At 68.7% G+C, this 20,063-nt stretch carries 19 protein-coding genes; 13 read left to right on the top strand and 6 right to left on the bottom strand.

Features of this window, described 5'->3' with window-relative positions; all coding sequences use genetic code 11:
- Window positions 1-44: 44 nt before the first annotated feature.
- The gene (locus CQ047_RS17980) at window positions 45-1,109 is read right to left on the bottom strand and encodes a hypothetical protein (protein WP_105677376.1); all 1,065 of its coding nucleotides are present in this window, start codon (window positions 1,107-1,109) and stop codon (window positions 45-47) included.
- Between the two features lie 106 nt (window positions 1,110-1,215).
- On the opposite strand from CQ047_RS17980, the gene CQ047_RS17975 reads away from it, so the two are divergent.
- Window positions 1,216-1,575, top strand: coding sequence for a YnfA family protein (locus CQ047_RS17975; protein WP_105677375.1), 360 nt, complete (start codon window positions 1,216-1,218; stop codon window positions 1,573-1,575).
- Between the two features lies 1 nt (window position 1,576).
- Here CQ047_RS17975 and CQ047_RS17970 read toward each other — a convergent pair whose 3' ends face one another.
- Window positions 1,577-2,929 (bottom strand): deoxyribodipyrimidine photo-lyase, encoded by a 1,353-nt coding sequence (locus tag CQ047_RS17970; protein ID WP_105677373.1) that lies wholly within the window; start codon window positions 2,927-2,929, stop codon window positions 1,577-1,579.
- A gap of 192 nt (window positions 2,930-3,121) precedes the next feature.
- Between CQ047_RS17970 and thrS the strand changes: the two genes are divergently transcribed.
- On the top strand, window positions 3,122-5,050 hold the full coding sequence (gene thrS / locus CQ047_RS17965; RefSeq protein WP_258132737.1) for a threonine--tRNA ligase: 1,929 nt from the start codon (window positions 3,122-3,124) through the stop codon (window positions 5,048-5,050).
- A complete protein-coding gene (locus CQ047_RS17960; protein WP_105677371.1) occupies window positions 5,047-5,595 on the top strand; it encodes an HIT domain-containing protein in 549 nt (182 codons plus the stop codon). Before thrS ends, CQ047_RS17960 begins: the two co-directional genes overlap by 4 nt.
- A 105-nt stretch (window positions 5,596-5,700) precedes the next feature.
- Here the strand turns inward: CQ047_RS17960 and pdxY are convergent, their stop codons facing one another.
- Window positions 5,701-6,552 (bottom strand): pyridoxal kinase PdxY, encoded by an 852-nt coding sequence (pdxY, locus tag CQ047_RS17955; RefSeq protein ID WP_105677370.1) that lies wholly within the window; start codon window positions 6,550-6,552, stop codon window positions 5,701-5,703.
- A gap of 46 nt (window positions 6,553-6,598) precedes the next feature.
- Window positions 6,599-7,903 (bottom strand): aminotransferase class I/II-fold pyridoxal phosphate-dependent enzyme, encoded by a 1,305-nt coding sequence (locus CQ047_RS17950; RefSeq protein WP_105677368.1) that lies wholly within the window; start codon window positions 7,901-7,903, stop codon window positions 6,599-6,601.
- Window positions 7,904-7,996: 93 nt separating this feature from the next.
- On the opposite strand from CQ047_RS17950, the gene pdxS reads away from it, so the two are divergent.
- The 10 genes from pdxS (at window position 7,997) to CQ047_RS17900 (ending at window position 18,141) form a co-directional block, all read left to right on the top strand.
- Window positions 7,997-8,890, top strand: a complete 894-nt coding sequence (pdxS, locus tag CQ047_RS17945; protein WP_105677367.1) for a pyridoxal 5'-phosphate synthase lyase subunit PdxS — start codon at window positions 7,997-7,999, stop codon at window positions 8,888-8,890.
- Window positions 8,880-9,479, top strand: coding sequence for a pyridoxal 5'-phosphate synthase glutaminase subunit PdxT (pdxT, locus tag CQ047_RS17940; RefSeq protein WP_105677366.1), 600 nt, complete (start codon window positions 8,880-8,882; stop codon window positions 9,477-9,479). The genes pdxS and pdxT overlap by 11 nt, the downstream gene beginning before the upstream one ends.
- 62 nt (window positions 9,480-9,541) lie before the next feature.
- A complete protein-coding gene (locus CQ047_RS17935; RefSeq protein WP_105677365.1) occupies window positions 9,542-10,300 on the top strand; it encodes a YebC/PmpR family DNA-binding transcriptional regulator in 759 nt (252 codons plus the stop codon).
- Between the two features lie 48 nt (window positions 10,301-10,348).
- A complete protein-coding gene (gene ruvC / locus CQ047_RS17930; RefSeq protein ID WP_105677363.1) occupies window positions 10,349-10,933 on the top strand; it encodes a crossover junction endodeoxyribonuclease RuvC in 585 nt (194 codons plus the stop codon).
- Between the two features lie 9 nt (window positions 10,934-10,942).
- Window positions 10,943-11,548, top strand: a complete 606-nt coding sequence (ruvA, locus tag CQ047_RS17925; protein WP_105677362.1) for a Holliday junction branch migration protein RuvA — start codon at window positions 10,943-10,945, stop codon at window positions 11,546-11,548.
- Window positions 11,541-12,566: a Holliday junction branch migration DNA helicase RuvB gene (ruvB, locus tag CQ047_RS17920; RefSeq protein WP_105677361.1), complete on the top strand. Its 1,026-nt coding sequence runs from the start codon at window positions 11,541-11,543 to the stop codon at window positions 12,564-12,566. Before ruvA ends, ruvB begins: the two co-directional genes overlap by 8 nt.
- A 74-nt stretch (window positions 12,567-12,640) precedes the next feature.
- Window positions 12,641-13,039: a preprotein translocase subunit YajC gene (gene yajC, locus CQ047_RS17915; protein WP_105677360.1), complete on the top strand. Its 399-nt coding sequence runs from the start codon at window positions 12,641-12,643 to the stop codon at window positions 13,037-13,039.
- A gap of 57 nt (window positions 13,040-13,096) precedes the next feature.
- Window positions 13,097-14,827 carry a protein translocase subunit SecD gene (gene secD, locus CQ047_RS17910; protein ID WP_105677358.1) on the top strand — a complete coding sequence of 577 codons (1,731 nt, stop codon included), beginning with the start codon at window positions 13,097-13,099 and terminating at the stop codon, window positions 14,825-14,827.
- Window positions 14,827-15,816, top strand: a complete 990-nt coding sequence (secF, locus tag CQ047_RS17905) for a protein translocase subunit SecF (RefSeq protein ID WP_105677357.1) — start codon at window positions 14,827-14,829, stop codon at window positions 15,814-15,816. The genes secD and secF overlap by 1 nt, the downstream gene beginning before the upstream one ends.
- A 69-nt stretch (window positions 15,817-15,885) precedes the next feature.
- Entirely contained in the window at window positions 15,886-18,141 is a 2,256-nt protein-coding gene (locus CQ047_RS17900) for a bifunctional (p)ppGpp synthetase/guanosine-3',5'-bis(diphosphate) 3'-pyrophosphohydrolase (RefSeq protein WP_105677356.1), read from the top strand.
- Here CQ047_RS17900 and CQ047_RS17895 read toward each other — a convergent pair.
- Window positions 18,128-18,679: a hypothetical protein gene (locus CQ047_RS17895; protein WP_105677354.1), complete on the bottom strand. Its 552-nt coding sequence runs from the start codon at window positions 18,677-18,679 to the stop codon at window positions 18,128-18,130. The genes CQ047_RS17900 and CQ047_RS17895 overlap by 14 nt on opposite strands.
- Before the next feature lie 62 nt (window positions 18,680-18,741).
- Window positions 18,742-20,063 (bottom strand): DUF349 domain-containing protein (locus CQ047_RS17890; RefSeq protein WP_308737051.1); only part of this gene is annotated, 1,322 nt, incomplete at its 5' end.

Here is a 20,063-nt window from a genome sequence, read left to right as displayed (position 1 = left end):
GGATGACGGTGGAGGACAGCAGACGGGAGCGCATGGAAGACACGCTACGGAGGCGCCGGGCCGCCCGAGCCGGCGAAGAAGGCGAGAGTGGACAGCCCTCCCACTCCGTTCCCCCCGCCCTGGTGCCCGCCGACCGATCCGGTCACGATACGGGTGCCGGCGCCGAACACCTTCCGTCCCTGAAGCGGGAGGGCGGTGTTGGGAGCGTCGAACAGCGAGGGGCCCGCCGAGACGAGGTCGTACGCCTGCTCGACGACGATGTATCCGGTCGGCGAACCGGTGACCGTGACGCCGAACACCGGCTCGCCATCGTGCGTCTCCTGCTCGTCCACCGTGTAGTCGACGCCGTCCTGCCACAGGGATGCCGGATCCGTGAACCCGTCCAGAGTGGCGGGGAGCTCGTCCAGCCCGAACACCCGGGTGGACCCGCTGACAGGGGCGAGTCTTCCGGTCCAGTCGTTCGCGCCGCCCACTCCGATCCACTGGCCGCCGTCTTCGGCGAACTCGGGGACGGCCTCGACGACGGAGCGCGCGAGGAAGCGCAGGGAGCCGGTCGGGCTCGGGACCCACGTCCCCACGGTGCCGGCGGGGTTCCAGGCGAGTCCCGTGTACGAGGCGCTGAGCGGGAACACGGTGCCGTCGGCCGCGGCCTGAGCCGTGAGCGTGTCGTTCCCCGGGCCGACGGAGTCGGCGCTGACGAAGATCGCGAGCTCGGCCTGCAGATCGACGACCGCAGCGGCTGCGGCGGAGTACGTGACGGTGATGCGGTGTCCGTCGGGTGACACGGCGAAGGTCGCGAGCTCCACCCCGTCCTCATCGCGCAGCGTCCCGGGGGCGGCCGCCGCAGTGAGATTCGCGGAGAGGTCGATGTTCGTGGCCTCGCCTGGCACGGGGTCGGCGTCGGAGAGATCGATGCGCAGCGCCCAGGTCGGGTACGCGGTGGACGGCCAGGACGGCTCGCCGGGGAAGTACGGCTCCAGCGACACGGCCACGACCGGAGTCACGTCGTCGGAGGGAGCGACCGCGGCGACCGCGGCGGTCGGCAGCGCGACGATCGAGAGAGCGAGAAGGCCGATGACGGCGGCGGGGCGGGAGCGGACAGAGCGCATGGCGTGGCCTATCGGGTGCAGTGGGGGAGACGGGGATGCGATCGGCTCCCCGTGATCACCGTATCGATCAGGACGGTGATCACGGGAACCCTGGAACACTGAACGCATGACCGTTCTGCGCATCAGCATCCTGTTCCTGCTCGCGGCCGTCGCGGAGATCGGCGGTGCCTGGCTGATCTGGCAGACCGTGAAGGAGGACCGCGGGTGGCTGTTCGCCGTGTTCGGAGTGATGGCTCTCGGAGCGTACGGATTCATCGCCGCGCTGCAACCCGATGCGAACTTCGGGCGAGTGCTCGCGTGCTACGGCGGTGTGTTCATCGCCGGCTCCCTGGCGTGGGGCATCATCGTCGACGGATTCCGGCCCACGACATGGGACTGGGTGGGTTCGGCCGTCGCACTGGTCGGGGCGGCGATCATCGTGTTCGCTCCGACGACTGGCGGTGCGAACGAGTCGGCGGCGCTGTGAGTCAGGGGAGATCCGCGGAGGTTCGTTTCATCCGCTCATAGGCCGCGAGAGCCGCTTTCCTCGTGGTGCCCAGGTCGACGATCGGCGCCGTGAGGAGGGAATCCCCGGCCCATCGTTCGACATAGCGGGACTGCGGATCGAACTTCTTCGCCTGAAGCTCAGGGTTGAAGACCCGGAAGTAGGGCGCGGCATCGGCGCCGGACCCGGCCACCCACTGCCAGTTGAAGGGGTTGCTCGCCTCGTCCGCGTCGACGAGCGTGTCCCAGAACCACTCCTCGCCGAGCCGCCAATCGATCAGCAGATTCTTCACCAGGAACGACGCGGCCACCATCCTGACGCGGTTGTGCATGAATCCGGTGCTCCAGAGCTCCCGCATCCCGGCATCCACCAGCGGCACGCCGGTGCGTCCCTGCTGCCACGCGGTGAGCTGTTCGACGTCGACCGGCGGCCAGGGGAAGGCGTCGAAGGACGGGCGCAGGTTGCGGGTCGCCAGATCGGGGAAGTGGAAGAGGGTGTGCCAGGCGAACTCCCGCCATCCGAGCTCGGCGAGGAACTTCCCTGTCCCCGGTGCGCCCGCGGCGCTGTGCCACACGGTGAACGGGCTCAGCTCTCCCCAGCGCAGTCGAGGAGAGAGCAGCGAGGTCATTCCCGCCGCGGGCTCATCACGCGTTCGTTCGTAGTCGTCGACGTCTTCCGTGAGGAACTGAGCAAGGCGGTCGATCGCTGCGGGCTCGCCGGGTGTCCACGTCTCTCGCAGACCTCCGGCCCAATCAGGGGACGACGGGCGCAGAGCCCACCCGGCGATGTCGTCGGATTCGAGAGCGGGCGGGATGCCGACGAAGTCGTCAGGTTCCGGCAGCGGACGCCGGGGCGCCGGAAGCGCCTGGCAGGCGCGCCAGAACGGAGTGAAGACGGAGAAATGGGTGCCCCCGCCCGTCCTGACCATCCACGGCTCGTGCAGAAGCGACGCCGAGAAGGACTCGACCAGAAGACCGGCCTCGCGCAGGGAGGACTTCAGGGCGGCGTCGATCTCGCGCTCGGCCGCCCCGTAGCGCCGGTTCCAGTACACGGCGCTGGCGGAGCTCTCCCGGACCACATCCTCGACGACCCGTGACGCGGGGCCTCGCCTCAGCACCAGGGGCACGCCCTTCTCCCCGAGCCGCTCCGCCAATGACGACAGCGAATGGTGCAGCCACCAGCGAGCAGCCCCTCCCAGAGCCCGGACACCGGGAGACTCCTCATCGAGCACGTACAGGGCGATGGTCGGCTCACCACGGCGCGAGGCCGCGAGCAGAGCCGGGTTGTCCGCGATTCGGAGATCATCGCGCAGCCAGACGATCGTGGGAGAGGGCATATCTCATTGTCCCCTCTGCGTGCTCTTCACCGCGGAGCTCCCACGGTTCGCCCGATTCCGAGGGCGAGAGCGGTCTGAAGCACCCGGTCGTGCGGGTAGCCTGGATTCCTGACCCAGATGGAGTGCTCAGTGCCTGAAAACGCCCAGCCGAAAGACGGCTTCGCCCTGTTCTCTGACCGATCCGTCGTCGCGATGCGCGTCGGCGGCGTCCTCAAGGACCTCGCCGCCACCGTGACCGACGCCGACGAGGTCGAGCCCGTCACCATCGACAGCCCCGACGGGCTGAACATCCTGCGTCACTCGGCCGCTCACGTGCTCGCCCAGGCGGTGCAGCGCATCAATCCGCAGGCGAACCTCGGCATCGGCCCGCCCATCACCGACGGGTTCTACTACGACTTCGGCGTGGACACGCCCTTCACCCCCGAAGACATCAAGGCCATCACCAAGGAGATGCAGCGCATCGTCCGCGAGGGCCAGCGCTTCGTGCGCCGCGTCGTCACCGACGATGAGGCGCGCGCCGAACTCGCCGATGAGCCGTTCAAGCTCGAGCTCATCGGTCTCAAGGGCTCGAACGCCGACGCGGCCGAGGGCGCGTCCGTCGAGGTCGGCGAGGGCGAGCTCACGATCTACGACAACACGACCCGAGACGGCGAGGTCGTCTGGAAGGACCTCTGCCGCGGGCCGCACCTGCCCAACACGCGGATGATCGGCAACGGCTGGGACCTCACCCGCATCGCCGCGGCGTACTGGCGCGGCAGCGAGAAGAACCCGCAGCTGCAGCGCATCTACGGCACGGCCTGGCCGTCCAAGGACGAGCTGCGCGCGTATCAGGAGCGCCTCGCCGAGGCCGAGCGTCGGGACCACCGCAAGCTCGGCGCGGAGATGGACCTGTTCTCCTTCCCCGACGAGATCGGCTCCGGTCTCGCGGTGTTCCACCCGAAGGGCGGCATCATCCGCTACGAGATCGAGGAGAACCTGCGCCGTCACCTGCTGCGCAACGGGTACGACCTCGTGAACAGCCCGCACATCACGAAGAAGGATCTCTTCATGACGTCGGGTCACCTGCAGACGTACGCCGACGGCATGTTCCCTCCGATGCACCTCGACGAGATCGTCGACGAGGAGGGGAACATCACACGGCAGGGGCAGGACTACTACCTGAAGCCGATGAACTGCCCGTTCCACAACCTCGTCTTCCGTTCGCGTGGACGCTCGTACCGCGAGCTGCCTCTACGGCTCGCGGAGTTCGGCACCGTCTACCGATACGAGAAGAGCGGCACGCTGTCCGGCCTGACCCGCGTCCGAGGGCTGACGCAGGATGACGCGCACATCTACGTGGCCCAGGATCAGGTCAAGGAGGAGCTCACCACCAACCTGAACCTCGTCCTGGACCTCCTGCGCGACTACGGGCTCAACGACTTCTACCTCGAGCTGTCTACGAACGAGGAGGGGAACCCGAAGTTCCTCGGAGAGCCCGAGCAGTGGGCCACGGCCATCGAGACCCTGCGCGAGGTCGCCGTCGCATCCGGCCTCGAGCTCGTCGCCGATCCCGGTGGCGCGGCCTTCTACGGTCCCAAGATCTCGGTGCAGGCGCGCGACGCGATCGGCCGCACCTGGCAGATGTCGACGATCCAGCTGGACTTCAACCAGCCCGATCGCTTCGAGCTCGAGTACACCGGATCCGACGGGCAGAAGCATCGTCCGGTGATGATCCACCGCGCCCTGCTGGGTTCGGTCGAGCGCTTCTTCGCGATCCTTCTCGAGCACTACGCAGGAGACTTCCCGCTGTGGCTGGCGCCGAGCCAGGTCGTCGGCGTCCCGGTGGCCGAGCAGTACGGCGACTACCTCGACGACGTGATCGGCCAGCTGCGCGCGGCGGGAGTGCGCGCAGATGTCGACCACTCCGACGACCGCATGCAGAAGAAGATCCGCAACCACACGACGGCGAAGGTCCCCGTGATCCTCATCGTCGGCGAGCAGGACAGGGGCGCTGGTACGGTCTCGTTCCGCTTCCGCGACGGCACGCAGGAGAACGGCGTGCCGGTGGCGGATGCCGTGCGCCGGATCACCGCGGCGATCGCTTCGCACGCGCTGGTGCTGAAAGCAGGGGACCTGGCGTGACCTCGGGTTCTGAGTCGTTGGAGGACGCCGGTCATCTGGCCGGCGTCCCCGACGAGTTCCAGAGGCTGTGGACCCCGCACCGGATGGCGTACATCCAGGCGGGCCCGGAGCCGCTGCGCGAGGAGTGCCCGTTCTGCGAGGCGCCGAAGCACCCGGACGCGGAGAGGCTGATCGTGGCACGGGGCGAGACCGCCTATGTGCTGCTGAACCTGTTCCCGTACAACTCCGGCCACATGCTCGTGTGCCCGTACCGGCACATCGCGACCTACGATCAGGCGACGCCGGAGGAGGTCGCCGAGATCGGCGCCCTCACCCAGACCGCGATGCGCGTGCTGCGCGAGGTGTCACGCTGCGACGGCTTCAATCTGGGCATGAACCAGGGCGCCGTCGCCGGGGCCGGCGTCGACGCCCATCTGCACCAGCACGTGGTGCCGCGATGGACGTCGGACGCCAACTTCTTCCCGATCATCGCCAAGACGAAGGCGCTGCCGCAGCTGCTCGGCGAGGTGCGCGAGGCCGTCGCGAACGCCTGGCCCTCCGCCTGAGCCTCACACGTCTCGTCGCTGCGCTCCTCGCTCAACGGCCGGATGCGGGAGTCCGGTCGCTGAGCGAGCGAGCGCAGCGAGACGAAGCGAGGTAGCGTCCGCGCCTCAGCGCACCTGGCGTGCGGTGAACTGGAGTCGCGGGTTCGCGTAGAACTCCTGCGCCTCGATGAGCTGCAGCTCGCGTTCGCCCGACTCGAGGGTCAACGACAGCAGGTCGAACACGCTCGACGCCGTGCGCTCCAGCGCCGTCTGTGCGCTGCCGGTCTGCACGTAGTGGGCGGTGAACAGTGCGGCGGTGACGTCGCCGGAGCCGTTGGCCTTCATCGGAAGGCGCGGGGTCTGGACGATCCACGCACCGGTCGCGTCGGCGACGAGCATCTCGATCGTGCCCTCTTCGCGGTCGGGACGCTCGACGCTGGTGACCAGCACGGTCGAGGGGCCCATGGCCATCGCGAGGTCGACGGAGGCGAGGGTCGATTCCAGCGTGTCGGGCTCGGTCTCGGTGAGGAAGCCCAGCTCGAACTGGTTCGGCGTGATGATGTCGGCCACGGGGACGACCTTCTCGCGGAGCAGGATCGGAATCGCGGGAGCGACGAAGCAACCGGACTTGGCGTTCCCCATGACCGGATCGCACGCGTAGACGGCCTCCGGGTTGGCGGCCTTGACTCGGGCCACGGCGTCGATGATGACGTCGCCGATGCCCTCTCCGCCCTGGTAGCCGCTGAGCACCGCGTCGATCTCGCCGAAGACGCCGCGCTCCTCGATGCCGGTGATGACCTCGGCGACGTCGGCCGGCGCGATGAGCGGGCCGCGCCAGGCGCCGTAGCCGGTGTGGTTGGAGAAGTTCACCGTGTAGACCGGGAGCACCTCGACGCCGATGCGCTGCAGCGGGAAGACCGCCGCCGAGTTGCCGACGTGGCCGTATGCGACGGCGGACTGGATGGAGAGGACCTTCATTCTCCGATCCTTTCGTTCAGAGCGGGCCGGAGACCGCGGGGGTGGATCATCGCACTGCCGCGACGAGGTCGGTGACGAGCGTCGCCGCATCGTCGTCGGAGAGATCGTGGACAGTGAGGCGCAGGTGGCGCGACGGCTCTGCCCTGTCGTCGAGAGCGAAGTCGTCACCTGTGCGGGCCAGCCAGCCGCGCCGCATGAGGCGCTCGGCGACCGTGCGCGCGGCGATCGGCAGGGCGACCCACAGGCTCAGTCCGTCCGATGCAGCGGCCTCGATGCCGTGCTCTCGCAGGCGCGTCGCGAAGTCGTCGTTCTTGGCCGCGTAGTGCTCGGATGCCGCCGCGATCCGCGCTGCCACGGTCTCGTCGGTCAGCTGCGCGAGCGTCAGGCGCTGCAGCAGGTGGCTCACCCAGGTGGTGCCGGGGCTCAGCCGCATCGCGAGACGCTCTGCGGTCTCGGGATCGGTCGCCGCCACGGCCAGGCACATGTCGGGACCCAGGAACTTCGAGACCGAGCGCACAAGCGCGAACCGTCGATGCGCGGGGCCGATCAGGGTCTCGTAGGGGCGGCGCGACAGCATCGAGAAGTGATCGTCCTCGATGATCAGCACGTACGGGTGCGCGGCGAGCACGGTGCGCAGCTCCGCCGCCCGGCGGGCGCTGAGGCTGGCCCCGGTGGGGTTCTGCGCGCGGGGTGTGCAGATCACCGCGCGGACGCCGGCGTCGAGTGCGGCCCGCAGACCGTCGACCGTCATGCCCTCTTCGTCGACGGGCACGGGGACGGCACGGTATCCGCCGAGCCGGACGGTGTGGATGCTGGCCAGGAAGCACGGATCCTCGAGCGCGACGGCGTCGTCGCGCATGAGAGCCTGCGCGAGCAGTCGCTCCACGGCATCCACCGCACCGCTGGTGATCGTGATGCGGAAGTCGGCGTCGCCGAGGTCTGCGGCGACCCAGTCGTGCGCCCACTCGTCGAGCCCGCGGTCGATCACGGGCTCTCCGTAGAGCACCGGGCGGCCGGCGAGGGTGGCGAGTGCGGGGGATGGGTCCGGGATCAGCCGAGGATCCGGGTTTCCGGTTCCGACATCGCGGAGCACCGTGTCGGCGGCGTATCCCTCCTGGGCGACGGACTCGTGTCCCGCGACGACGGTCCCTGCGCGGCCACGCGACACGACGAGTCCCGCCTGGGCCAGCTGACGATACGCGGCGACCGCCGTGTTGCGATTGACGCCGAGGGTCGAGGCGAGCTCACGCACCGGAGGCAGGACGCTGCCCGCACGCAGCAGGCCGCGGTCGCGCAGCCCGCGCACGCTGTCGGCGATCTCCGCCGCTGTGCTCCCTGTGATGTCCGTCATGAGTCCTCGTGACCGATTCTAGGTCGTTCCGGACAGTGCTATCTTTTGACATAGATCAAAACGAGCTTTGGTTCATCCTGACAGGAGCCCCTCATGACCGAACAGACCACCACCGGATCCTCGCGCGTCAAGCGCGGGCTCGCCGAGATGCTCAAGGGCGGCGTCATCATGGACGTCGTCACCGCCGAGCAGGCGAAGATCGCCGAAGACGCCGGCGCCGTCGCCGTGATGGCCCTCGAGCGCGTTCCCGCCGACATCCGCGCCCAGGGCGGCGTGTCGCGCATGAGCGACCCCGACATGATCGACAGCATCATCGACGCGGTCTCGATCCCCGTGATGGCGAAGGCGCGCATCGGCCACTTCGTCGAGGCCCAGGTGCTGCAGGAGCTCGGTGTCGACTACATTGACGAGTCCGAGGTGCTCTCGCCCGCCGACTACGTCAACCACATCGACAAGTACGGCTTCACGGTGCCCTTCGTGTGCGGCGCCACCAACCTCGGCGAGGCACTGCGCCGCATCAACGAGGGCGCGGCGATGATCCGCTCCAAGGGTGAGGCGGGCACCGGAGACGTCTCCGAGGCGATGAAGCACATCCGCAAGATCCGCGGCGAGATCGCCGCGCTCACCGCGCTCCCGAAGGACGAGCTGTTCGTCGCAGCCAAGGAGCTGCAGGCGCCGTACGAGCTGGTCGCCGAGATCGCCGAGACCGGCAAGCTCCCCGTCGTGCTGTTCGTGGCGGGCGGCGTGGCCACCCCCGCGGATGCCGCCATGATGATGCAGCTCGGTGCCGACGGCGTCTTCGTCGGGTCCGGCATCTTCAAGTCGGGCAACCCCGCAGAGCGCGCGAAGGCCATCGTGAAGGCCACGACGTTCTTCGACGACCCGAAGGTCATCGCCGAGGTGTCCCGCGGACTCGGCGAAGCCATGGTCGGCATCAACGTCTCCGACCTCCCCGCACCGCACCGCCTCGCCGAGCGTGGCTGGTAGCCCGAAGGTCGGCGTGCTCGCGCTGCAGGGCGACGTGCGCGAGCACGCCGCCCTGCTCGCCGGTCTCGGCGCCGAGGTCGTGCTCGTGCGCCGTCCGGAGGAGCTCGCGACGGTATCGGGGCTCGTGATCCCCGGCGGCGAGTCGAGCGTGATCGACAAGCTCTCCCGGATCTTCGGTCTGCGGGAGCCCATCCGCGAGGCGATCGCCGCGGGGATGCCGGTGCTCGGCACCTGCGCCGGTCTCATCATGCTGGCGGATGCCGTGGTCGACGCGATCGACGGACAGGAGTCGTTCGGCGGGCTCGACGTCGTCGTCCGACGCAACGCCTTCGGCCGCCAGGTCGAGTCCTTCGAGGCGGAGCTCGACGTGCCCGAGCTCGGCACGGGGTCCGTGAAGGCGGCGTTCATCCGCGGACCGGTGGTCGAGAGCGTCGGAGAGGCGGCATCCGTCCTCGCCGCACTGCCGGACGGCCGCGTCGTCGCCGTCGAGCAGGGCGGTCTCCTCGGGCTCAGCTTCCACCCGGAGATCACGGGGGAGAGCCGCTTCCACGCGCGCTTCCTCGATCGGGTCGCGGCGCGCGCGGCGTGATTCGTTAGACTGGACGATGCCCTGGGCCAGGCGCCCGGGCGGATTCGACGAGCGGGAGACTTATGTCCGGGCATTCCAAGTGGGCCACGACCAAGCACAAGAAGGCGATCATCGATTCGCGGCGTGCGAAGTCGTGGGCGAAGCTCATCAAGAACATCGAGGTCGCGGCCAAGCTCGGCGGCGCCGACCTGCAGGGCAACCCGACGCTGTTCGACGCCGTCCTCAAGGCGAAGAAGACCTCCGTCCCGAAGGACAACATCGACCGCGCCATCAAGCGCGGCGCCGGTATCGGCGGCGAGGCCGTCGAGTACACCTCGATCATGTACGAAGGCTACGGACCCAACGGCGTCGCCCTCATGATCGAGTGTCTGACCGATAACAAGAACCGCGCGGCGGCCGAGGTGCGCACCGCGCTCAGCCGCAACGGCGGCACCCTCGCCGACCCCGGCAGCGTGGCGTACAACTTCAGCCGCAAGGGCGTCATCGTGGTGAGCTCTGAGTGCACCACCGAAGACGACGTCATGATGGCGGCGCTCGAGGCGGGTGCCGAGGAGATCGAGCCGCACGCCGAGGGCTTCGAGATCGTGACCGAGCCGACCGACATGGTCTCGGTGCGCTCGGCCCTCGTCGACGCGGGCATCGAGTACGAGTCGGCCGACGTCGAGTTCGTCCCGAACCTCAAGGTCGAGATCGACGCCGACACGGCGCGCAAGATCTTCCGACTGATCGACGCCCTCGAGGACAGCGAAGACGTGCAGAACGTGTTCAGCAACTTCGACCTGTCGGCCGAGGTGCAGGCGGAGCTCGAGAACGACGAGTGACGGGCGCGCCGGGCAGCCGGCGCCGCTGACCGCGCATAGCCTGGAGAGGTGACCTCCTCCACGTTGCGCGTCCTCGGCATCGACCCCGGTCTGACCCGGTGCGGTGTCGGCGTCGTCGACGTCGACCGCGCCCGTCGTGGGACGCTCGTGCACGTCGGCGTGATCCGCTCCGCCGTCGACGCGCCGATCGGCGAACGTCTCGCGACGGTGGCCGCCGGCATCCGCGAGGTGATCGCGGCGCACCGCCCTGACGCGGTCGCCGTCGAGCGCGTGTTCGCTCAGCAGAACAGCCACACGGTGATGGGCACCGCGCAGGCGAGCGGTGTCGCGCTCCTGCTGGCGGCCGAGGCCGGTCTTCCTGCGGCGACCCACACGCCGAGCGAGGTGAAGGCCGCGGTCACGGGCTACGGTTCCGCCGACAAGAGGCAGGTGCAGGCGATGATCGCCCGCATCCTCCGTCTCGACGCCCCGCCGCAGCCCGCCGACGCCGCTGACGCGCTCGCGATCGCGCTGTGCCATGCGTGGCGCCGAGGGGCTGCGGGAGCGCCGGGGCAGGACGTGCTGACGCCCGCGCAGAAGGCCTGGGCGGATGCCGAGCGTGTCGCTCGAACGTATGTACGATCCGGTGCCTAGACTGGTGAGATGATCTCCTCGCTGCACGGCATCGTCCTGCACACGACGCCGGACCAGGTCGTCATCGAAGTCGGAGGAGTCGGGTTCTCCGTCGCCGTCCCCGCCGATGTCGCGCACACCGCCGCGATCGGGGAGCGGCTGATGCTGCACACGAGTCTCATCGTCCGCGAGGACGCCCTGTCGCTCTACGGGTTCGCGGATCGCAGCGAACTGGAGGTCTTCGGCCTGCTCATCAGCGTCACCGGTGTCGGACCGAAGTCCGCGCTCGGTGTCCTCTCGCACCTGACGGTCGACCAGATCGCCGAGGCCGTCACCGCGGAGGACGACGCGCCGTTCCGTCGCGTCTCCGGCATCGGTCCGAAGACCGCCAAGCTGATCGTCGTGCAGCTCGCCGGAAAGGTGGCTCCCGTCGGAAGCCCGGCCAGGAAGCCCGCCGCCGGGGGAGTCGACGTGATCGATCAGGTCGCGGCGGCTCTCATCGGGCTCGGCTGGTCCGAGAAGGTCGCCGTCGAGGCGGCGACCCAGACGGCTGCCGACGCTTCGGAGGCCGAGCGCTCGTCCGTCGCGTCGCTCCTGCGCCGCACCCTCGCGATGCTGGGGCCGGCGCGTGTCTGACGCGCGCGACGCGACCGAGCCGGTCGACGAGACAGAGCTCGCCATCGAGGGCGCGCTGCGACCGACCAGTCTCAGCGACTTCGTCGGTCAGCAGAAGGTCCGCGGCCAGCTGCAGCTGCTGCTGGACGCCGCCGGCATCCAGAGCCGCCCGGCCGACCACATCCTCCTCGCGGGCCCCCCAGGGCTCGGCAAGACCACTCTGGCCATGATCGTCGCTCACGAGAGCGGGCGTCCGCTGCGGCTCTCCAGCGGCCCGGCGATCCAGCACGCCGGTGACCTGGCCGCCCTGCTGTCGAGCCTGACCCCCGGCGAGGTCCTCTTCATCGACGAGATCCACCGCATGGCGCGCTCGGCCGAGGAGATGCTGTACCTCGCGATGGAGGACTTCCGCATCGACATCATGGTCGGCAAGGGCGCCGGGGCCACGAGCATCCCCCTGGAGCTCGCCCCGTTCACCCTCGTCGGCGCGACGACCCGCTCCGGTCTGCTCCCGAACCCGCTCCGGGATCGCTTCGGCTTCACCGGCCACCTCGAGTTCTACGACGAGTCCGAGCTGGAGCGCGTGATCGACCGATCCGCTCGCGTACTCGGAGTCGATCTGCCCTCTGACTCCCTCGCAGAGATCGCACGGCGCTCCCGTGGCACCCCCCGCATCGCGAACCGCCTCCTCCGGCGCGTCCGCGACTACGCACTCGTGCACGGCGGGGGAGAGGCGACCCTGTCCGGCGTCCGCGCGGCCCTCGAGCTCTACGACGTCGACTCGATCGGCCTCGACCGCCTCGACAGGGCAGTGCTGGAAGCGCTGGTCCGCCGGTTCAAAGGCGGCCCCGTCGGTCTCAGCACGCTCGCCGTCGCGGTCGGCGAAGAGGCCGAGACCGTGGAGAGCGTCGTGGAGCCGTACCTCGTGCGGATCGGCTTCCTCGGTCGCACTCCGCGGGGTCGGATCGCCATGCCGGAGGCCTACGCGCACCTCGGCGTCGCCCGTCGCACCGAAGACGGACTGTTCGATCACCTATAATCGCTGAAGACTTCCTTCCGATCCCCCCTGGTGCACGCCGTCGTCGGCGTGTGCGCGACTGAAAGGCATCCGCGATGGATCCCACACTCATCATGCTCCCGATCCTCGCGGTGCTGATCATCTTCATGTTCGTGAACACCCGCAAGCGTCAGAGGCAGATGAAGGCCGACCAGGAGGCCAAGGCGACGAAGACCGTCCCCGGCGCCAAGGTCCTGCTCCAGGGCGGCATCTTCGGGACGATCGTGGCCTACGACCCGATCGACCTGGACGAGCCGGCTCTGGTGGAGATCGCACCCGGCACGATCATCGAGGTGCACAGCCAGGCGATCCTGCGGGTCGTCGAGCCCAAGGACGCCATCGCGGACGACGTGACGGATGCCGTCGACGAGACGCCCGCCGCTGACGCCGCTCCCGGCATCGAGACGGCCGAGGAGACGCGCGCGCGTCTCGAGCGCGACGCGGACGACAAGTAATCCTCCTCAGGACCATGGCGCCGCACCGGCGCTCCGGCATCTCAGAAAGCTGATCACGTGGCTTCTTCCTCTCCGGTCCGTCACGCCTGGAGGGTCCTTCTCGGACTCGTCCTGGTGACAGGCGTCCTCTTCGGCATCAACGCGCTCGGCGTGTATGTGTTCAAGCAGAGCTCGTGGACCCCAGAACTCGCCCTCGACCTCCAGGGCGGCACGCAGATCGTCCTCCAGGCGCAGACCGAAGACGGCGCAGCGCCATCGCAGGAGCAGATGGACCAGGCGGCCGCGATCATCCGGCAGCGTGTCGACGCCTCCGGTGTGAGCGAGGCCGACATCACGACCGAGGGCGGCCAGAACATCGTCGTGCAGATCCCCGGTGTGGCCGACGAGGCCACGCGCGAGCGGATCAAGTCGAGCGCTCAGCTGGAGTTCCGCGCGGTGCTCTACACGACGGCCGCCGCGACGTCGTTCACCGGGGAGGACGGCAACACCACGCCGTATCCGACGCCGGACCCCTCGCTGAACGCCACCCCGACGGTGAAGCCGACGGACTCGAGCGACCTCGCGTGGGTCACCGACAAGCTGCAGGCCGAGTTCCTCGCCTACGACTGCGCGAACCCGCCGGCCGACGCCTCGCGGGCTCCCCAGGACCAGCCGTTGATCGCCTGCGACCCGAGCGGCACCGCCAAGTACCTCCTGGGCCCGGCCGAGCTCACCGGCACCGCGATCACCGATGCGACGGCCGGCCGCGACCCCAAGTCGGGCGCCTGGCTCGTGCAGCTGACCATGACGTCTGAGGGGGCCGACGCCTTCGGCAAGGTCAGCACGCGTCTGTACCAGAACAAGCTCGCCAACCTCTCGCCGCGCGACCAGTTCGCGTTCGTGCTCGACGGCAGCGTGATCAGCGCGCCGCAGATGAACGGGCAGATCCTCGACGGCCGCCCGAGCATCTCGGGCAGCTTCACCCAGGAGTCCGCGACCACTCTCGCCGACCAGCTCAAGTTCGGCGCCCTGCCGCTCAGCTTCGTGGTGCAGAGCTCGGGAACCGTGTCGGCGACCCTCGGTACGCAGCAGCTGCAGATCGGCCTCATCGCCGGTCTCATCGGCCTCGCGCTCGTCGCGATCTACTCGCTGATCGTGTACCGCGCTCTCGGCGCCGTCATCGTCGCCTCGATCGCGGTGATGGGTGTGCTGACGTACATCATCATCTGCATCCTCGCGTGGCGCATGGGCTTCCGTCTCTCGCTCGCCGGCGTCGCGGGTCTGATCGTCTCGATCGGATTCGTCGCGGACTCGTTCATCGTGTACTTCGAACGAATAAGGGACGAGCTGCGCGACGGCAAGTCGATCACGGCAGCCGTGGAAGACGGCTGGGGCCGCGCGAAGCGCACGATCTACATCTCGAAGTCGATCAACATCCTCGCCGCCGTCGTGCTGTACATCCTGGCCGACGCGACGGTGAAGGGCTTCGCGTTCACCCTCGGGCTCACGACCCTGATCGACGTGTTCATCTTCGTGATCTTCACGCACCCGGTCATGCAGCTGCTCGTGCGCACCCGCTTCTTCGGCGGCGGACACAAGCTCTCGGGCCTCGACCCGGAGTCCCTCGGCGCGGTCTACCGCAGCCGCTCGCAGTACCGCGAGGTCGCGACGGCATCCGCCGGCCGCGGGGCGAAGAACGCGCGCTCGCGCGGAGAAGCAGACCGCAGGCAGACGATCGCCGAGCGCAAGCGCGCAGAGGCACTCGCCGGCGACAGAGCCGGCAGCGGCGGAAATGAGGGGGCGAACTGATGGCTTCCATGAGTGAGTTCGGCAACAACCTGTACTCGGGGAAGACCTCTTTCCCGTTCGTCGCCAAGCGTCGACTGTGGTTCATCATCGCCATCGCGCTGGTGGTCGGGTCGATCCTCGTCCCGTTCATCCGTCCCGTGCAGTTCTCCATCGAGTTCACCGGCGGATCGCAGTTCACGGTCACCGCCCCGAACAGCATCGATCAGAGCACGGCGACCAAGGCCGTGCATTCGGTGGTTCCGGATGCTGCGACGAAGGTCGTGGTCGTCAGCGGCAAGGACATCCGCGTCCAGACCGATCAGATGAGTGACGAGGAGACGCAGAAGGTCTCCGCCGCTCTCGCCGATGCCTACGGAGTCGACCTGAAGAGCGTCACGTCCTCGTTCATCGGCCCCGCGTGGGGTGAGAACGTCACCAAGCAGTCGCTGTGGGGACTCGCGATCTTCCTGGCGCTGACCTTCCTCATCCTCGCCCTGTACTTCCGCACCTGGAAGATGTCCGCGGCGGCGATCATCGGCCTGCTCGACGTCCTCGTCATCACGATCGGCGTGTACGCTCTCGCGGGCTTCGAGATCTCTCCGGCGGCCGTCATCGGCTTCCTGACGATCCTCGCCTACTCGCTGTACGACACGACCGTCGTCTTCGACAAGGTCCGGGAGAACACCACGGAAGACGGGGAGAAGTCCGGACGCACCTTCGGGGAGTCGGTCAACCTCGCCGTCAACCAGACGCTGGTGCGCTCGATCAACACCTCGGTCGTCGCCGCACTGCCTGTCGGGGCGATCCTCTTCATCGGCGCCTTCTGGCTCGGCGCGGAGACGCTGACCGACATCTCGCTGTCGATCTTCGTCGGCATCCTGGTCGCGACGTACTCGACGCTGTTCGTCGCCGCTCCGCTCTACTCGCTGTTCCGCGAGAACGAGCCGCAGCTCATGGCGCGTGACGCGAAGATCCGCGAGGCTCGCGCCAAGGCGACCGTCGACGCGTGATCGTGCTCGTCCTGCGGGGCTCGGCCCCGCAGGACCCGCGTAAGATGTAGTGATTGGGGAGGTGAGCGGATGGCGGAACCGCAGACGTCGTCGCAGGGTTCGAGCCTGCGACGCCTGGTTCCCCGCATCTTCTCCCGCGCGCCCCGGATCAATGATCTCGACAACCTGATCCGCACGGTCCGAGCGAATCATCCTCGTGGTGATTTCGCCGTGATCGAGCGCGCCTACGCGGTGGCCAAGGAGAAGCACGAGGGCCAGAAGCGTCAGAGCGGCGAGCCGTACATCACCCACCCGCTCGCGGTCGCCCAGATCCTCGCCGAGCTGGGCCTCGGACCCAGGGCGATCGCCGCGGCTCTCCTGCACGACACCGTGGAGGACACCGGCTACGCGCTGAGCGAGCTCACCGCCGAGTTCGGCGACGAGGTCGCGATGCTCGTCGACGGCGTCACCAAGCTCGACAAGGTCAAGTACGGCGAGAGCGCCCAGGCAGAGACCGTCCGCAAGATGATCGTGGCGATGTCGAAGGACATCCGCGTGCTGCTGATCAAGCTCGCCGACCGACTGCACAACGCGCGCACCTGGGGCTTCGTGCCGCCCGAGAAGGCGGCGAAGAAGGCCAAGGAGACGCTGGAGATCTACGCGCCCCTGGCCAATCGACTCGGCATCCAGGCGATCAAGTCCGAGCTCGAGGACCTGTCCTTCGCGGTGCTGCACCCGAAGATCTACAACGAGATCCACAGCCTCATCGCGCAGCGCACGCCGCAGCGCGAGAAGTACCTGAACCAGGTCGTCCAGGAGATCGACGAGGATCTGCGTGACCTGCGCATCCGCGGCAAGGTCGTCGGACGCCCCAAGCAGCTGTACTCCGTCTATCAGAAGATGGTCGTGCGGGGCCGCGAGTTCGACGACATCTACGACCTGATCGGCATCCGTGTGATCGTCGCCTCCGTGCGCGACTGCTATGCGGTCCTCGGCGCGATCCACGCCCGGTGGACTCCGCTGCCCGGCCGGTTCAAGGACTACATCGCCACCCCGAAGTTCAACCTGTACCAGTCGCTGCACACCACGGTGATCGGTCCGGCCGGTCGCACGGTCGAGATCCAGATCCGCACGCAGGAGATGCACCAGCAGGCGGAGTACGGCGTCGCCGCCCACTGGATGTACAAGGAGCGGATGAACGGCGGCAAGGCCGAGGTGCGCGCCGCCGATGCCGACATGGCGTGGCTCGCACACATCTCCGATTGGCAGGCGGAGACGGCCGACCCCGGTGAGTTCCTCGACTCCCTGCGCTTCGAGATCGGAGCCAAGGAGGTCTACGTCTTCACGCCGAAGGGACGTGTGATCGGCCTTCCGGCCGATGCGTCTCCGGTGGACTTCGCCTACGCCGTGCACACCGAGATCGGTCACCGCACGATGGGCGCCAAGGTCAACGGACGCCTCGTGCCCTTGGAGTCCGAGCTCAAGAGCGGAGACGTCGTCGAGGTCTTCACGTCGAAGAACCCCGACGCGGGTCCGAGCCAGGACTGGCTGGGCTTCGTCAAGAGCACACGGGCGCGCAACAAGATCCGTGGATGGTTCACGAAGGAGCGTCGCGAGGAGGCGATCGAGCAGGGCAAGGAGGCCATCGCCCGGGCGATGCGCCGGCAGAACCTCCCGCTGCAGCGCCTGATGAGCCAGGACTCCTTCGCAGAGGTCGCGCACCAGCTTCGCTACGAAGACGTCTCCGCACTGTACGCCGCGGTCGGCGAGGGGCACGTCTCCACGCAGTCCGTGCTGGAGAAGGTCACCGCGCTGGTGGCGGCCAACGATCCGGCCACGGGTCCCATCGACCTCCCCGGGAGCATCCCGACCAGGGAGCCCCGTGCCGGAGACTCCGGCGTGCTCGTGCGCGGAGCCGCCGACATCCTCGTGAAGCTCGCAAAGTGCTGCACTCCGGTGCCGGGCGATCAGATCGTCGGCTTCGTGACCCGTGGCAGCGGCGTCTCTGTCCACCGGGCCGACTGCGTGAACGTGAAGGCCCTCAGCAGCGAGGAGGACAAGGACCGCTTCGTCGAGGTGTCCTGGGCGCCCACGACCAAGAGCGTGTTCCGTGTGCAGATCCAGGTCGAGGCGCTCGATCGCTCCGGACTCCTCTCCGACGTCACCCGCGTGCTCAGCGAGCACCACGTGAACATCCTCTCCGCCACGGTCTCGACCACCGACGAGCGCCTCGCGCTCAGCCGGTTCGTCTTCGAGATGGGCGATGCCGTGCACCTCGATCGCGTCCTGAACGCGGTGCGGCGCATCGATGCGGTGTACGACGTGTACCGCGTCACCTCCTCCTGAGCCTCAGCCTCTCGAGAGTCGCGAGAGCGCCACGTGATCCGGGGACGCGCGTCCTCACCGACAGGGAGAGCTCGGCCTCCTCGACGAGCGGTGGGCTCTCGGCCGCGAGCAGGCGCATCCAGACGAGCATCCGCGGGTCACGGGTGGTGGTGAGCGCGAGATCGACCATCGTCCTCACCGGAGTGGTCGTGAGGACTCCGCCGAGCAACTGGACATCGGATGCCGGGACGCGCGTGTCGTGGAAGATCAGCCGATGATCGGGGTCCGGTCTGAATCTCCTCTCCGCGGTGCGCTGCACGTGGTGGGGTGTCGGGGGCGTGTCGCCGGCCCCGTGGATCCACGCGGCTGTCGGTCCCGAGGCCGCAGTGCCGGCCGGGACCAGTCCGGCGATCATGCGGGCCCTGAGCGCCGGCCCCTCGACGAGATCGGCGGGGATGTACCCCTCGCCGAGCTCGACCACGTGCCCGTCGAGCCGCGCGGAGCTGAGCTCGGGCAGAGTCAGACGATCGCCGGGCAGATACACGAACGCGGGATGCATCACGCCAGTGTGGCGTACGGCATCCCGCGTCCGGGCGTCTCTGCGGAGACCTGTGGAGAGGCTCAGCCCCCGAGGGCGTTCAGCCAGGTGCGACGAGCCTCGAGGGCGTCAGCCGCGGTCTTGGCCGCCTTCTTGTCTCCGGCCTTCTCCGCCGCGGCGAGCTCGGCCTCGAGCTTCTCGATGGCCTCGACCAGCTGCGAGCTCATGTCGTTCGCGCGTGCCTTGGTCTCGGGGTTGTTCTTCTTCCAGTCGACCTCTTCGCGGGCCTTGAGCGCCTGTTCGATCACGCGCAGGCGGTCATCGAGAGCGCGCTCCTTCTCGCGGGGGAAGATGCGACCGACCTCGTCCCACTGACGCTGGATGCGGGTCAGCAGTGCGCGGGCGCTCTTGATGTTCGGCTCGTCGGCGACGGCCTTGGCGTCTTCGAGGAGCGCCTGACGGGCCTCGATCTTCGGAGCCGACTCGGCTTCCTCCGCCGCGGCCTCCTCGGCACGGGCCGAGTACAGCGCATCTCCTGCGGCCTTGAAGCGCGCCCAGAGCGCGTCGTCGGCCTTGCGACCGGCGCGGCCGGCGGCCTTCCACTCGTCGAGGAGGTTGCGGTACGACGGGATGCCGTCGGTGCCGCGAGGAGCGAGGGCCTCGGCGCGCTCGACGAGGCGGGTCTTCGCATCGCGGGCCGCCTTGTGCGCGTCATCGAGCTCCGAGTAGAACGCTCGGCGCTGCTTGTCGACGACGGCGCGCGCATCGCGGAATCGCTTCCACAGCTGCTGTGAGACGCCCTTCGACAGACGAGGACCGTTCTGCTGGTGGGCCTGCCACTCGTCGAACAGCGCGCCGAGCTCGGCGGTCAGCTGCTTCCACTGCACCTTCGAGAGGTCGCGGGCGGCGATGGCCTCCGCGCGCTCGACGAGGGCGGTGCGCTCGGCGACGGCCTTGTCGACCAGCTCCTTGGCCTGGCGCGCCTCTTCGGCGGTGGCCTCGGACAGGGAATCGGTCAGGGCGTTCAGGCGGTCGCGGAGTCCGGCGAGATCGCCGACGGCCGCGGCATCCGTCGCCTCGGTCAGAACGTGGCCCGCCTGCTTCGCGAGATCGCCGGCCGAAGCGCCACCGGCCTGGTGGCGCTGCTCCAGCGCGTGCACCTTGAAGGCGATGTCGTCGTACTTGCGCACGAAGTAGGCCAGCGCCTCCTCAGGAGTGCCGTCGGGGTACTGACCGACGACGCGCCAGGTCTCGCCCTCGAGCACCTCGACGGTGCCGTCCTCCGACACGCGTCCCCACTTCGCCACCTCCTCGGGAGTGGACGTGGGGGGCGTCGCGGCGGCTGCGACGGGCGCGACAGCGGCCGGCGACGGCAGCTTGCGCGGCAGCGGCGCGGCAGGGGGAG

It is taken from the genome of Microbacterium sp. MYb72 (assembly GCF_002979415.1).
GTDB classification, from domain to species: Bacteria; Actinomycetota; Actinomycetes; order Actinomycetales; family Microbacteriaceae; genus Microbacterium; species Microbacterium natoriense.
Note: the sequence above shows the minus strand (reverse complement) of the source record. Positions and strands in the feature narration are given on the sequence as shown.